Genomic DNA, 14,441 nt, shown 5'->3' with positions numbered 1-14,441 from the left:
TTTGACTTGTTCTATGAGTGGGTTCATGACTTACCTCCAAGTTATGGGATAACCTCAAGGTAAGTGTGGCTCAGTTGGTGAGAGTAGGATCTCCGCGTAGCGGCTTAGTTCAACAATTTAATATCGAGCGATTGGGTCGTTTGTCTGCCATAATCTGTCTCGCTTTTGTCCTCTGACCATTAATATCAAATTCAGAAAGTATTTACCAGCATTGAAGTTACGCTGTATTGCTCTGAACATATACACGGCAAGATCGACCCAATGGGTCGTTTTCTTGACTATAGGAGAAACGCAACAATACTGTATATAAACACAGTCATTTTGAGGCTGGCTCAATGAGAACGCGTTCACCATTTCTAAACCACATCGCTGAGTTTATGCTGACTAAGCAATATTCGCTTAGAACAGTTGATACATATCTTAAATGGATTTCTTCCTATATTCATTTTCATGATAAGCGTCACCCAGCTTCAATGGGTGATAACGAGGTTGTCCAATATCTCGACTACCTTGTTCTTAAATGTAATGTGTCGCCTAAAACACAAGCGACAGCGTTAAATGCATTATCTTTTCTGTATAAACAAATAATTAAACAGGATTTGTGTCCTAATCTAACGTTTGTCAGAAGCAAACGCCAATCTAAGTTGCCAATTGTTATGACCCCTGAGGAGGTTAAACGTCTCATGTCGTTTTTAAGTAAGCGATATTATTTAATTTCAGGTTTAATGTATGGTAGCGGCTTACGTGTAATGGAAGCTGTGCAACTCCGAGTTCAGGATATTGACTTTGACTACAAGTGCATTCGGATCTGGAATGGGAAAGGAAATAAACATCGGGTGGTTACACTCGCCACAGAGCTTATACCTTTGCTAAGAAATCAAATTGCTCAGGCTGATGAATACTTAAAATTAGATTCCCAGAATGAACATTATGCTGGAGTTTGGATGCCAAATGCACTAGCAAGAAAATATCCTAACGCCAACAAATCAATTGCTTGGCAGTATCTATTTCCCTCATATAAGTTAAGTGCTGACCCTGAAACTGGCGAGATCCGCCGACATCATTTTCATCAAACAGGAGTAAGAAAAGCGGTTAAAGAGGCAGCCAAAAAAGCACAAATAACAAAGCCTATAACGCCCCACACTTTTAGACATTCATTTGCTACTCATTTACTACAAAGTGGTGCAGATATCAGAACCGTGCAAGCTCAACTTGGTCATTCCGATGTGAAGACAACGCAAATATATACCCATGTTTTACAGCAAGGCGCAAACGGTGTAGTTAGCCCTTTGAGCAAAATTTTCTAGCTTGTTTTGGGGCATAAATAAGTTAGTGGAACGTGCGCTTCGTGGAACAAAAGTAACGTTGATGACCGTCTTTTATTCGCTCAAAACGCCTGTTAGGTAAAATCTAATCCCGTTCTTTTTAAATGGTGAGATTCGGGTATGGGCTACTACGTTTTATACCTGGTAAAAAGTGCAAATCCTGCTAAACAATAATGATCACAGCAATCAAGTCGCGCCGGTTACTGGCATATCCGAATCAAAGCCAACACTGGTAAACAGGCTATCTAGTTCAAGCTCAAAATCTTTGCGATTCAAATCCAAAGATTTTAGTGTTGTCCCACCAAGTACGGTTTCTTGGCCTCTTTCTAATCGTGCATGTAAACTTGCTATTACCGTACGGATGCGATCTCTATCTTGCTGTGCTAGCGCTTTTTGACTTTCGGTTTCATGGTCGAGCTTGGCTAACATTTCCAACCGTTCCGAGAGTTCTTTATATGCCAAGAAGTCCAGCTCTAAATTTTTAAACAGTAGTAACTGAGATTGATCTTTACTGCCGATCGTGACTTTTATCGGGTTGACCATAATGTCCGCTAGCAGTCGTTTAAGCTCCTCAAAGGCAGCTTCATCTTGTTGTGCGAGACTTGCAAGATCAAACAAAACCTCATGCTCTGCAAACTGGAATTTCAGTGGCTCTTGCTCATTTTTATGGTTTTCTATCTCAACAGCAGGCTTAGCTTGTACCGCCTCTATCAAATTTTGTTCAAACGCTCCTGTCCGTTGTATTTTTGTATTTGCATCAAATTGGTAGTCTTCCCTGCTTAGAGCAATCTCAGGCGTAGCGCTAATTGTAACCTCGCTAAGCCCAGGGGCTTGTGATCCTATAAAAAATATCTGCATGAAATAATCAAGGTTTAGTTAGCTAGATAACTAGTCTTAGCAAGCACTATTCCACCTCAATACCAACTAAAAACAGGTCAAAAGAAAAGCAATAGGTAGTTCCACGCTTGATATTTCAGATAAAAACCTAGCTTCACAGGCAATTCATTGCCACTTTGGTACGTTTTATTGCCTCAAGAGTAATGGTTGATCAAGTGACTGCTTAATCTAGCCATGCTTTGCTTCATGCTAAGTCGCGACGGCTAGTAATTTGGTACAAACCTTGCTGGATAAATATCAACCACCCAATGGATGTGTTAAGCCATGAAACTAACAAAGGAAGAGTTATTGTTTATTAATCGAACGTTGACTAGTCATCCCACTGAGCAACAACGGCCATCAGACAATATTCCAAAGCAGGCGCAGCAAACTTATGCGGAAATTAAAAAGTTACTGGCAAGTATTTCGAGTCATTCACAGTTTTGTATCGTGGCTAAAAACGACAATGAGCACGTTGAGTTTCCACTTACCAATCTATCGAGCCTGATTGATTTACTCGAGCATAATGTCGAGGCTCCAAGTATTCTCGAAGCCACACAAGCAGGCTCAGCGCGCAGTTGGCGAACTTGCCCTTCGACCCCTGTTAGATTGAGAGTCTCCTCTCAATACATGCCCTTTAATATCGTTTCTATTTCACAATCTGGTGGGCTGCTGAATACTTTTCCCTTCAAAGCAAGCGCGATCCAAGCCAATTTAGCCCGTCGGATCGCAAAACTATACCTCGGTGATCCTATTCCATTACTTGCAAAGATAAACTCCATAAAAGTGATCACTCCGCTGGAGCTTGCCATCTCTTTTACAATGGATAAAGTAGACAATAGCAGGCTCAAAGCATTTATCCTACATAACTATATACAGCGAAAAGGTTTTGATAAGACGTGAGTTAACCTCATCCAAATCGATTCCCACGTACTGTCGGACGGATACTAACTATCTAAAGTTCAGATCAGTTAACCGAGTCACGACAGCATTATCATGTAACGTTCGTAGTAATGTATAAAAATCATAGTTTAATTTAAGTTTTTTCCCATCAAGCTCCGCGATGGGAACACAGGGCGTCCAAGAGTTTAGTAGTGCAAGCCCATCTAGCTGCTCTATTTCACTTAACGAAATATCAACACAGCTTTGCTTTATTCCAGCTTGTTGCGCCATTGCTTCTATGATTTGCATCATGGTGCCGTGTAACTTAGGCCCTTTCGGCCAGACTAACCCTTCCCCATCCCACCCCACAAGATTCCAAATGCTGCCTTCCAATACTCGGTTATTGTGGACAAAGATGGCATCATCAAAACCAGCGTTATGTGCTTCACGCATAAAGTAAGTCTTTGCGATTTCACCCACATGTTTAGTGTCGGCTAGTGGGCGCTGATATTCAAAAGATTTCAAACGCATAGGCCCAGTTGGACCATTATGTGCTGCGCTTGTTTTAATCATAATATTGAGTTCTGCATCTTTAGATTTTTGCGTAAATTCACCGTCCGAACTAAATACTGTGATTAAGATTGAGCTGTCCTTTGGGGCCTCTCTTATAGCGGCTTGTAACTGCTCTATCACATCACCCTCATTTAATTCTATTGAAAATAATTTTTGTGAAGCTTGCAGTAATCTTGTCATATGGAACTCGAATCCTTTCACTGCATAATCTCGCATCTGCATCGCAGTAAAATGTGCATGACCTGCAAATGCCAACTGCTCTAACACCTCTTCTTTGGCAACATTACCATTAATAAAAGTAGTAAACTTATTTTTCATTTCACTAGTCCAAATACCTCTGTGTGGTATTATTCTCGCCAAAGTAGAAGGCTTTGAAAAACGAATTGTTTTTTCAGCGTTACAAATTAAATTTGCAGAGATATTAAATGAAGTACTTAAGTGGCTCTCTCTTTCAAATCTTGGACGCGAGTTTGCGGCTCAAAAACTTTTCAAAAGTAGCTAACGAACTTGGACTCACACCTGCAGCCGTGAGCTACCAGATCAGACAATTTGAAAGTCGACTTGGTTTTTTATTATTTACGCGACACCCTGGAGGTCTCGAAGTGACCAAAGAGGGTCAGATCATTTGTCAACAAGCTTGCGAGTCGATTACACAAATGCGTTCGGTAATAGAGCAAGCAAAACGGCTCAACCAAGATGCTAAAACATTACGCATTACAGCAAGCACACGCTTTGCTACTCAACTGCTTTTACCTAATTTAGCTCGCTTGAAATCAATAACCCCTGATACAGACATTGAGATTGATATTTCAGATAAAATACGACCACTGGTACAGAGCGATTTTGATATAGCAATACGCTTTTGTGATGGTAAGCCGCAAGGCGCGGTTCGAGTAAAGAAAGTAATGAATACCAGTCTAGTCGCTGTTTGTAGCAAGGCTTTATGGCAACAACATCAAGCCTTATTAGCAAGTCCTAAAGCATTTCCACAATTTTTATTATGCTCAGTTAAGTGTCGCGTCGGTACGTTAGAGTGGCCAAGTTGGTCAACTTGGTTCGAAAGCTTAGCAAGCGTCGATTGGCACAATGCTGAGCATCTTACATTTGACGAAATGACCCAAGTGATCCAATTTATACAAGACGAAAACGCAATTGGCCTAGTCGAGCCCAAACTGGCTGAGAAAGAAATTTCCAACGGTCGATTGGTTCAGCTGAGCAAACACGAGCTCACTATTCCTGCGCCTTACGCATATTATGCTGTAATTCCTGATAGGCGCGAAAATAGTGCGCCTGTCCAAAAATGTGTTCAGTGGCTACAGGGATTGGTAAATAACTCGTATCGCGAGCAGTAAAAAGGCGCAACCGAGTATTTTATCAATCACCGCACGCTTTGCTGTTAAATCAAATTTATCCCTTGCTGAGGCACTGGCCACCGAGACAAAAAAATACCATAAGGCGTCTATCGTAAGCACTGTGATACACATGACAAATCCGACGAATAGTGTCATTTTTTCGGGGTCTATAAACTGTGAGAAAAGTGCTACAAAGAAAATGGCAAGCTTTGGATTCAAAAAGGCAATTGCGAACCCGTCTTGAGCTGCTTTTCGGTATGAGCTAGCTCCATCAGCATTTGACACACTGAGACCCTCACTTTTACTTGTTAGGATTTTAATCCCCATCCACGCGAGGTATGCAGCCCCACCATAAACCAAAAACTGATATATAATTGGAAATTGGTGGATCAACCCAGACAAGCCTAAAATGGCTAAACTTGCATAAATTCCCACACCAACACCATGTGAAAGGCTCGCCACAATGCCGTGTTTAGCACTATGAAATAAGCTGTAGCGCAATACAACAGCCAAGCTAGGACCCGGTGACATCGCACCGAAAGCACAAATAGCGGCCAAGCTTAGCCAAGCAGTAAGTTCCATAATATTTCCGTAGAGAATTTCAAAGCGCGTAGAATAACAGAATTAAGAAAATAGATGATAGTTTACAAGTAAAAAGGAGCTGATTGCTCCTTTTTTATGTTGATTATGCAGATTGAGATTGTAGCGTTTGCTCAGCCTGCGACTGACCAATAAACCAGATGCTATTAGGCTCACCATAAAGTGCTCGAAGCCTTGTTTTATCAGCCATTTTCCAGAAAATGACACCAAGGATCGCAGCACTTAGCTCCAGAACCACTGATGACCAACCTGATGCTGGCCAAATACCTAGGCTTGGCAACATCATCGCAATAATTGAAGATAGCGGCAGTGAAAAGCATAAAATCGCGATGCTTCTTTGTGACCAAATTGCGGTTTTACTTATGCCAAAAATAAATGCAGACATTAGCGTAATAAAGAAGCAGAGATAGTAAGCCCACATATAGACTACATTTATATTTAACGCTGTCAGCGCCACCCATTTAGTCACCGCAAAAGCCGCAGCGACCCCAAGCATCGCACCCATTGCGACGCCAATAGTGAGTTTACCCATAATCTGAGTAGATTTAGATTGCTCGGCCTGCTTTTGTTTACGCCGCTTTTCGAGCCAGAGTAAGTTACCAGTGTAAAATAATACGGCTCCCAGCACGCCTAGGAAAAAATACACCCACCGTCCTATCTCGCCACCATAGCTTCCAAAATGAAGACCAAATAGTGTGGTAACTACCGCTCCCCAAATACCTTGATCGCCATTAATTACACTGCTCGTTGAGATTTCAAACGTATATGGATTCATAAACAAGAAGTCTGTTTTTGGTCCACGCATCAGATACTCATCACTTACCAGTTGCACCGAAGCTGATGGGCTTTTACTGTTTAGGCGGCTAAGTGTGATCTCTTTGATTGAGTGTTCTGGTGCATAAACTTTCGCTCTTGCCACTATTTCTTCAATGCTAGGCAAATGCGCTACGTTAAATTCAACCTTGGAGGGGGCGTCACGCGCGAAAAGCGGTTTATCGCCATATAGCTTACTTAAGCCACCATAAAGAATGTCGTGAAATGCAAATACAATGACGGTAAGCGCTATAATAATATGAAATGGTAAGCTGGTGATCCCAATTAAGTTATGAGTATCCAACCAAAAACGACTTGCCCCTTTATTATCCCTAAGTGCAAAGAAGCTTTTGACCAATGTAGGTAATAAAAATATCACCCCAGAGATCAACGCGATGAAGTACAAAATAGCAGCAATACCGAGCACATACACACCCGCTTGATCATGGCCAATTTCCCCTGCAATGCCCGCGCTTCGATGTAAATAATCAACCAAAGCAGAAAGCTCGTTGATGTAGCTCGTATGCGCCTGCAACTCTCCAGATTCATCCAATGTGCCATGCCATAGCTGTTTATCTAAGCTTAGTCCTCTTGCACTCCCTTGCTGATACCAAGTAATAGGAGATTGCCCCTCCTCAAAACTCACTTTTAGTCCATTTTGAGACTCGGGATATTGTGCTAACACACTGTGAATTAATGTATCATATTGAGTCGACTCGACTTGTGGTAATTGATGAGAAGGTGGCGTCGCCCATTTATCTATGGAGCTTGCAAACATCGTAATGGCACCAGCAAAAAAACCTATAAACAACAAAAGTCCTGTCGTGATCCCGGTCCACGTATGAACAGCCTGATAAATTCTTAGAATGTCTGCTCTTACCTTCATGCTATCCCTCTCACAAAATACAATAATACATAAACCAGTATGTTTGCTCCACCTAACCAAATTAGTGCTTGCTTTGCGCTTCGAAACATAAATACAAAGCTCAGAATTAACAGCCAAATAGGTGGTATGATCCACATATTAAACTGAGTACGCCAACTATGTTTTTCTACACTAATGGTTTGGGTAAGGCCATCACTACCAAGCCATGCAAATAACCCTACCATTCCAAAACTCAACGCAAGTCCAAATACAGCACCAGCGAATATTTTCCCCCACCAATCAGGTTGGACTTTTTCTGTCGTGGCTAACCTACTCATTATGATTTCCTGAAAAGCATCAAAATAGTCAGTGGGATAAGTGCAGTCAGCGCCATTACAGCAACTAGCCAGCTAAATAAAACAGCAGCACCAACAAATAACTGAAATGCACATGTGAAAGAGATAGTCATCAAAACATAGCCTACGACCCTAGCTTTTTTGGGTAGACGTTGACTCAACAAGCGTTGGTGTTTGCTGGTGCAATAAATCAGCGTAATGGCAACAATCAAGAGAAGGACAAAAAACAAAATTACCAAAGTAAAACTCCGTTTCACATCAAAAAAGGATGAATAAAGCATGAGAATTATAGCGCGTGTTTTTATTTCAGCAACACAAAATACAATTGATATGATAATCATTTTTGTTTAGAATAAAACCGAAAATGACAACAATCTGTGTCTCTAGCCTATTCGTAGCCTAGCGTGTAGATGTGTATATCTTGATTGCTCAGGCAATTATCTTAAGAAAACTACTATCAGGTAAGAAGGATCACCTCGGTGAATAAATACTCTCCAAATAAGTCTCTCATAGCGCTTTGTGTCTCAACCGCACTACTCTCTCCTCTTAGTTACGCCGATGATGATAAAGAAATCGAATCTATTGAAAAAATCATCGTATTAGGCGAAAAAACAGCACGTAGTCTAAAAGATACCGCTTCTTCCGTATCTGTAATTGATGAATCTCAACTCAAAGATCTAACGCACTTAAGCTTAAGTAGTGCAGTTTCTGAAATCGCCAATGTAGTTGTACTTTCAGGTGCAAAGCCAGATATTCGCGGTGTATCAGGCAATGGTTCGGCAACCGGGTTCAACGGTGTTTCTGGTGGTGCTAAAGCAAGAGTTTCAACCATTACCGACGGTGTGGCTGAGCCATTTATGGCTGATTTAACCGGTGATACGGGAATGTGGGATGTAGAACAAATCGAGGTATTTAGAGGACCACAATCTACTAGCCATGGCCGAAACAGTATCGGCGGCGCAATGTTTATAAAGACCAAAGATCCCTCTTTTGATTGGGAAGGTGCAGGTAGAGTTGCATATAGAAATAAAGATAGTTATATAGATAAGTCGATTATGCTATCTGGGCCGCTTATTGATAATGAGCTGGCATTTCGTATTACTGGTCAGCGTGTTGACGGTGAAGACTACGACAACAGCATTGAGTACAAAGATAACCCACCTAAATTTGACCTAAACGAACTCAATACAGAAAAAGCCAGATTTAAATTATTGTGGCAACCTAGTCAATTTGAGGGAGTAACGGCACTGCTTAGCCATTCAATTGCTTTTGAAAAAGGTAACACAGGCCGTACAAACTATATTGCAAAGGATCCTCGCGCTTTCATCCCAGCTTGGGAGCGTTATATGGATACCAATTCAAAAACAACTAGTTTAAAAATCAACCACAAGCTAAATCAAAACCTTGATTACGAAATTTTGATGGCAGCGATGGATTACAATTTCGGCTTTGATTCTTATGAAGCTAATCCGAATTTTGAACAAATCATGAGAATGAATGAGGACAATGTAAACGTCGAATTCAAACTCAATTACAACGCAGACCTTTTATCAGGCTTCATTGGTTTAGCATATTATGATAGAGAACAAAGTTATCATAGTGACGGCTTCGCTAACTATTTTGGCAGTGATGACAGCAAATCAAAAGCCATATATGGGGAGCTAAGCTATAAACTAAACCCTGATTTTACGATCATCACTGGGGCACGTATTGAACAAGAATCACAGTGGCGTGATATTCACTTTACTACTGCTCAGGGGGTACTAAACTCCCTACTCGATCAAGACAAAACAATTCGCTTACCTAAACTGGTTTTACAATACAATGTAAATGATAAAACCACAGCATCTTTTAGTGCTAGACGAGGGTACAATGGTGCAGGTGGCGCATTACAATGGGAAACTGGAGAGTATTATTATTACGACTCAGAAACCGTTAACACGTATGAACTGGGTCTAAGATCGGCATTGAGTAATGATGTGAATATCAGCGCTAATTTGTTTTATAACAATTACGATGGTTACCAAGCAAATGATCCTCAATATCGTATCTCCAATATGGATACTGTGATCACCTACGGTGCTGAATTCGAATTTTCCGCGATGTTAACACCTGATCTTCAGGTTCGAGGCGGCGCGGGGGTATTAAGAACCGAAATACAAGATACCAGCGTAAAATTCTCCGCATTTGATGGTAACGAGTTAAGCTCAGCGCCAGGCTTCACAGCCAATTTAGCAATTAAGTATTGGCTCACTGATGAGCTGCATGTTGGCCTTAGCACCGTTAAAGTAGATGAGTACTACGGTGAAATCGGCAATACTCAAGAGCGGATCGCAGGCGATTACACGCTGTCTCGCTTTAATATCGATTATGAAATTGACAATTGGTTGATTGCTGCCTTCGTAAATAATGTTTTTGACAAAGAAGCATACACTCTGGTTTCACCGAGCAGTCGTCGCTACGAATACGGTTATGTTGGTATTGTAGACCCTCGCAACATGGGTATTTCAGCTACTTACCGCTTTTAACTGTAAATCGACTAAATCTCAATGATATAAAGCGCAACATCATCATGTTGCGCTTTTTCTTATCTCAAATTAACCTTAGAGGAGGATAGTTAAGATAGTTTATTAAATGCGGGTCTTCTTCTTTTTGTTCGCTGTGTTTGTGTGTACAGTGTCCCAAGCAAAAACAAATGAACACATAATCAATATATGCTTTGAGCGTTGGTGGCCTTATAGTTTTTTTGACCAACACAAACAGGCGCAAGGTATTGAGGTTGAAATCATAAAAGCAGCGCTAATCGATAGCGACTACAAATTGGTTTTTCACGAACTTCCTTATCGCCGTTGCTTGGCTGGTGTTGCCAATAACACGTTCGATTTTACGCTACATGTTGATAAAGCTGATGGCTTTGCTACTTTGAATATGTCTTTCACTACATGGCAGCTTTCTCTTGCAGTCACCCGTGGCCGCTTTGCATCGCCAGATGATTTTTATCAGCTCGCAGCACCACGAGTGATGATTTCAGAAGACTATAATTATCCCGAGCAGGTCATTAACAGTCTCAAGGCTATCAATGCAGCCATTGTTGAACGCTCATTTTACGAACAAATCCATGAAGACGGCAAAATATTTTTCTCCGTACTAAATAACAATAGAGTTGATGCCGTGTTAGTTGACAAAGTGTGGGCGTTGGAGGTGATCAAACACCATCAGCTCGCAGTCACATTTTTACCCAGTCCATTTCACGCTGAGCCCCAGCTTATGGGCTACAAAAGCAGCAATCAGACGCTAGCAGATTACGTAGGAGCAAAGCTTCATAGGGTAACACCTGAGCAGATCCAAACCATAAAAACACAGTATTTAGGAAACTAGACGTGGAATCCTGTGACAAGCTTAGGCATTTTAGCTATCAACCTTTAGCTTAGTTACACGTATTCCAATTTAATGAGTCAACATCATACATATGCACCAACATTCTGCTTTATATAACCTTTTTATTGCTGTGCATTTTATTTATGTTCAAATAACAAACAAATAACCACACTTCATTTGAGCCGTTCTACACTTAAGATATACGTCTTATAAGCGTTTGCTCATTGAATATGGTGCCTACTTAGAAATACAGAAACCGTATCGATAATGAGGTGAAGATTATCCCAAGTGATCGTGAGTACGTGAGAAGTATTAGTGCCAAAGCAATAGTGTTGATACCCATTTTTTCGATCTATGCGGCTTCAAGATACCCATATTTATATGGTAAATACCACTGATGTTATCGCGTGCTTCAAAAAAGAAGTCTGGACAAAAGGTAAGTGTCTTTATTTCAAGGAATGAGCTACGTCAATAACTTGAAATCAAGAGGAGCGAATAACGCGCTTCGTAGTGCGATCTGAATTTCTTTAAACGACGCTAAAAGTAGTTTGTTTATCCAAAACATGAGGAGCGACTTATGAAATCACCAAAATTATGGCTCTTTATCGCACTTCTGATTGTGCTTATTACAGGCTCAGGATACTGGTATTGGCTGGAGAGTGAGCGTCGGCAAATCTTAGGCGTTAAGGGGATTGCCAGTAGTGAAAATACAGCAATTCTTGACTTTTATCCTCATATTTCCAAAGCAGAAAGACCCAAAGATCCCTTTGAATTCCCTATTTTTGTCGGTAAAACCGGCCCAGCAACCAGTTTATATTCTGGGCCTAATCAGTATCCTTTTTACTGTATGACTGTGGATTCCGGCCTCGGCCAACCAGACGTTGATAACCAAGATGGTGTTGGTGTTCCAGTGCTTAGCGAGCAATCTGGTAAAATAATAGGTTACAGCAAAGACTGTACAGTTAAAACGCGACTACAATATTTTCAAATAACTGAAGATGAGCGTATTACCCCCGTAGACGCCACAGCAGATCTCTCACAATCTGGGCTACTGCTGCGGGTAGAGCAAGGTACAATTAACCGCTTTATCTACACCATAGTGATGCCAATAAACGCAGAAGAAATTGGCAGCCAGCATGGTAAAGCAAAATGGAACCAACGGCTAATTTACCAATTTAATGGTGGCTCAGGTATTGGCTATCGCCAAGGAAGACAAAAAGCAACTCGGGTAATTGACAGGCAACTAGAGCAGCTAAAGTTGGGCTATGCCGTGATAAGCTCAAGTGGTAACAAAACCAGTTATACCTATAACATGTTATTAGCTGAAGATACTGCTAGACGGGTCAAAAAACAGTTCACGAGTTTATATGGCGAACCACTTTATACCGTTGGTATTGGTGGTTCTGGTGGTGGATTAGCTCAATACCTCATTGCCCAAAATAGCGATGGGATCTTAGATGGTCTAATTCCATTGTATAGTTACCCAGATATGATCACACAAACCACTTATGCCCTTGATTGTGATCTGCTAAATAACTACTTCACCTTTCGTGCTAATGACCGTAACGCATGGCGTGATTGGACCCGGCGTCGTCATATAGAAGGAATGAATGCCATTAACGGCTTTCCCCAACGAGCTGGCTTTTTACAACCACTAAACCAGTTGATGTCGGGGTTCGTTCCCTCATTTCCTGATGGCAACAGTGAGTGCATTAATGGATATTTTGGCTTATCTGCTTTTATTAATAACCCAAGGCAAGGATTTTTGAGGCCTTTTTTCACAGACTCGGTTGTAGAAAATACAAATTGGAGTTACTGGCAAGACATGGCTAACCTATTTGGTACCGACGACTCTGGAATGGGGCTGAGTACGTGGGATAATCAAGGTGTCCAGTATGGTCTGGAAGCGTTAAAAGCGCAGCAGATCACCCTAGCGGAATTTATTGATATCAATAAAAACATCGGCGCGTGGAAGCCACAAGCACAAATGCAGCAAGAAAAGATAGCCCTGCCCTTTGGCCATAACCTACCAATTTGGTTAACACTTTGGGGCAATCACAATATCACAACACCGGATGACACCGGTGTAGCACCTCGGCACCAAGGCAGTCTGCAAGCAATGGAAAAAGCTTATCGCTCTGGCCAAGTATTTATCGGTAAAGTCAATTTACCCATTATTGATGCTCGGCATTATCTAGAAAATGAGTTAGATATGCACCATATGTCAGCTTCATTCTACACTCGATTACGAATGGAAGCTGCAAACTCAACCCCTAGCAATCAAGTGATTTGGGTAGCCCATCAATCATTTAACCCAACAAAATTGGCATTTGAGAAGATGGACGAATGGCTGCTTAACCTAAAAGAAAACCCGAGTTTATCAGTAGCAGACGCTAAACCTGCAACCCTTTTTGACACTTGCTATGACGAACACGGCAATGTTATTGCTAGCGGTGACACTGTCTTTAATGGGATCTGGAATAATCAGCCTCAAGGCACCTGCACAGCTAAATACCCGATGTTTTCTACCAGTCGAATTCAAGCTGGTGCAAGCTGGGCTGGAGATATATTTAAATGTCACCGCATTTCGATTGACCAAGCTATCGCCAAAGGGCTGTACACAGGTATCGATATCGCACCAGCGGTTCGTGAATTAAAACAGATTTACCCGGATGGTGTGTGCGATTACAGTCAACCTGACATGGGAAGACCGCAAGATCTGCATTAATGACACGTAGGAGGTATTACATAGCCTGATACCTCCTTTGCTAGTTGGTGTTGTGATGCTGCTATTATTCTCATTCTTCACGTTTTGCGATACGTATACTTGAAGTAAAAAGATACTTATGTTTTTCTGCTAATTTGTAACCTTGAAGATAAAGTAGCAGGAACTTGTCTTTTTCGATAGCCTGAGGTTTGGATAATGGCATAAGCGAATGAGGTCAAGCCGCAAGGCATATAGCCGACAAGCGAGTCTCTGCTTGCTGAGTTGCCACTTAGAAAAACTCTACTGAATTTACACCGCATCAGCGCATGCAAAGACCGCTATAACTTACTAATTCTCCATATACCTCAGATATATAGTATTGCTTTTAATTACTCTCCACCATAATATGTTACTACATTGTTGCGATTCATTACTCTCAAATTTCGCACCATACTGTTGATTAAGCGCACGCGCTACCAAAACTAGAAGAAAAGAATGTCTGCTAAATACCAACCTTTGCCCACTGACTTTGACGCACTAGCCGAAGAAACTTACACAAAATTCAACAAACGAATAGCTATATATCACCCGCGAATTCAACTCCGAAGTGCACCACTCGCTAAATTAAGCTGCTTTACGTACTTTGCGTAATTTATTGAATACAACAGCAGGCTGTTTATACCCTAAACACTTTCTCGGTCTGGCATTTAATGC

11 protein-coding genes are annotated in these 14,441 nt (G+C 41.3%); 6 read left to right on the top strand and 5 right to left on the bottom strand.

Annotation, left to right across the window (positions count from 1 at the left end):
* Positions 1 to 335: 335 nt before the first annotated feature.
* The gene (locus tag F9Y84_RS21380) at positions 336 to 1,307 is read left to right on the top strand and encodes an integron integrase (protein WP_147390939.1); all 972 of its coding nucleotides are present in this window, start codon (positions 336 to 338) and stop codon (positions 1,305 to 1,307) included.
* Between the two features lie 204 nt (positions 1,308 to 1,511).
* On the opposite strand, the gene F9Y84_RS21375 is transcribed toward F9Y84_RS21380, so the two are convergent.
* A complete protein-coding gene (locus tag F9Y84_RS21375; protein ID WP_225740811.1) occupies positions 1,512 to 2,183 on the bottom strand; it encodes a hypothetical protein in 672 nt (223 codons plus the stop codon).
* A gap of 303 nt (positions 2,184 to 2,486) precedes the next feature.
* Here F9Y84_RS21375 and F9Y84_RS21370 point away from each other — a divergent pair, with 303 nt between their 5' ends.
* A complete protein-coding gene (locus F9Y84_RS21370; protein ID WP_147390938.1) occupies positions 2,487 to 3,104 on the top strand; it encodes a hypothetical protein in 618 nt (205 codons plus the stop codon).
* 48 nt (positions 3,105 to 3,152) lie between these two features.
* On the opposite strand, the gene F9Y84_RS21365 is transcribed toward F9Y84_RS21370, so the two are convergent.
* Positions 3,153 to 3,974: an aminotransferase class IV gene (locus F9Y84_RS21365; RefSeq protein WP_147390937.1), complete on the bottom strand. Its 822-nt coding sequence runs from the start codon at positions 3,972 to 3,974 to the stop codon at positions 3,153 to 3,155.
* A gap of 107 nt (positions 3,975 to 4,081) precedes the next feature.
* Here F9Y84_RS21365 and F9Y84_RS21360 point away from each other — a divergent pair, with 107 nt between their 5' ends.
* Positions 4,082 to 5,008, top strand: coding sequence for a LysR substrate-binding domain-containing protein (locus F9Y84_RS21360; RefSeq protein ID WP_147390936.1), 927 nt, complete (start codon positions 4,082 to 4,084; stop codon positions 5,006 to 5,008).
* Here F9Y84_RS21360 and F9Y84_RS21355 read toward each other — a convergent pair.
* From F9Y84_RS21355 to F9Y84_RS21345, 3 genes are all read right to left on the bottom strand, one after another.
* Positions 4,970 to 5,590: a LysE family translocator gene (locus F9Y84_RS21355; protein ID WP_125253422.1), complete on the bottom strand. Its 621-nt coding sequence runs from the start codon at positions 5,588 to 5,590 to the stop codon at positions 4,970 to 4,972. The genes F9Y84_RS21360 and F9Y84_RS21355 overlap by 39 nt on opposite strands.
* A gap of 103 nt (positions 5,591 to 5,693) precedes the next feature.
* Entirely contained in the window at positions 5,694 to 7,307 is a 1,614-nt protein-coding gene (locus F9Y84_RS21350; RefSeq protein WP_147390935.1) for a PepSY-associated TM helix domain-containing protein, read from the bottom strand.
* Positions 7,304 to 7,624, bottom strand: a complete 321-nt coding sequence (locus F9Y84_RS21345; RefSeq protein ID WP_147390934.1) for a hypothetical protein — start codon at positions 7,622 to 7,624, stop codon at positions 7,304 to 7,306. The genes F9Y84_RS21350 and F9Y84_RS21345 overlap by 4 nt, the downstream gene beginning before the upstream one ends.
* Before the next feature lie 497 nt (positions 7,625 to 8,121).
* Between F9Y84_RS21345 and F9Y84_RS21340 the strand changes: the two genes are divergently transcribed.
* The 3 genes from F9Y84_RS21340 to F9Y84_RS21330 all read left to right on the top strand — a co-directional run bounded on the left by F9Y84_RS21340 (position 8,122) and on the right by F9Y84_RS21330 (position 13,748).
* Positions 8,122 to 10,170 (top strand): TonB-dependent receptor, encoded by a 2,049-nt coding sequence (locus F9Y84_RS21340; protein ID WP_125253419.1) that lies wholly within the window; start codon positions 8,122 to 8,124, stop codon positions 10,168 to 10,170.
* Positions 10,171 to 10,318: 148 nt separating this feature from the next.
* A complete protein-coding gene (locus tag F9Y84_RS21335; RefSeq protein WP_244297426.1) occupies positions 10,319 to 11,020 on the top strand; it encodes a substrate-binding periplasmic protein in 702 nt (233 codons plus the stop codon).
* 577 nt (positions 11,021 to 11,597) lie between these two features.
* On the top strand, positions 11,598 to 13,748 hold the full coding sequence (locus tag F9Y84_RS21330; protein ID WP_147390932.1) for a DUF6351 family protein: 2,151 nt from the start codon (positions 11,598 to 11,600) through the stop codon (positions 13,746 to 13,748).
* The last annotated feature ends 693 nt before the right edge of the window (positions 13,749 to 14,441 follow it).

The sequence above is a fragment of the Pseudoalteromonas peptidolytica genome, assembly GCF_012641745.1.
Classification (GTDB): Bacteria; Pseudomonadota; Gammaproteobacteria; order Enterobacterales; family Alteromonadaceae; genus Pseudoalteromonas; species Pseudoalteromonas peptidolytica.
The sequence above is the reverse complement of the archived record's forward strand: the minus strand, read 5'-3'. Positions and strand labels throughout refer to the sequence as shown.

What these genes read in the sequence shown, in the direction of transcription:
- F9Y84_RS21330 (WP_147390932.1), top strand. Translation starts at nt 11,598, where the DNA reads ATGAAATCACCAAAATTATGGCTCTTTATCGCACTTCTGATTGTGCTT.
- F9Y84_RS21355 (WP_125253422.1), bottom strand. Translation starts at nt 5,590, where the DNA reads ATGGAACTTACTGCTTGGCTAAGCTTGGCCGCTATTTGTGCTTTCGGT.
- F9Y84_RS21370 (WP_147390938.1), top strand. Translation starts at nt 2,487, where the DNA reads ATGAAACTAACAAAGGAAGAGTTATTGTTTATTAATCGAACGTTGACT.
- F9Y84_RS21375 (WP_225740811.1), bottom strand. Translation starts at nt 2,183, where the DNA reads ATGCAGATATTTTTTATAGGATCACAAGCCCCTGGGCTTAGCGAGGTT.
- F9Y84_RS21365 (WP_147390937.1), bottom strand. Translation starts at nt 3,974, where the DNA reads ATGAAAAATAAGTTTACTACTTTTATTAATGGTAATGTTGCCAAAGAA.
- F9Y84_RS21360 (WP_147390936.1), top strand. Translation starts at nt 4,082, where the DNA reads ATGAAGTACTTAAGTGGCTCTCTCTTTCAAATCTTGGACGCGAGTTTG.
- F9Y84_RS21380 (WP_147390939.1), top strand. Translation starts at nt 336, where the DNA reads ATGAGAACGCGTTCACCATTTCTAAACCACATCGCTGAGTTTATGCTG.
- F9Y84_RS21345 (WP_147390934.1), bottom strand. Translation starts at nt 7,624, where the DNA reads ATGAGTAGGTTAGCCACGACAGAAAAAGTCCAACCTGATTGGTGGGGG.
- F9Y84_RS21350 (WP_147390935.1), bottom strand. Translation starts at nt 7,307, where the DNA reads ATGAAGGTAAGAGCAGACATTCTAAGAATTTATCAGGCTGTTCATACG.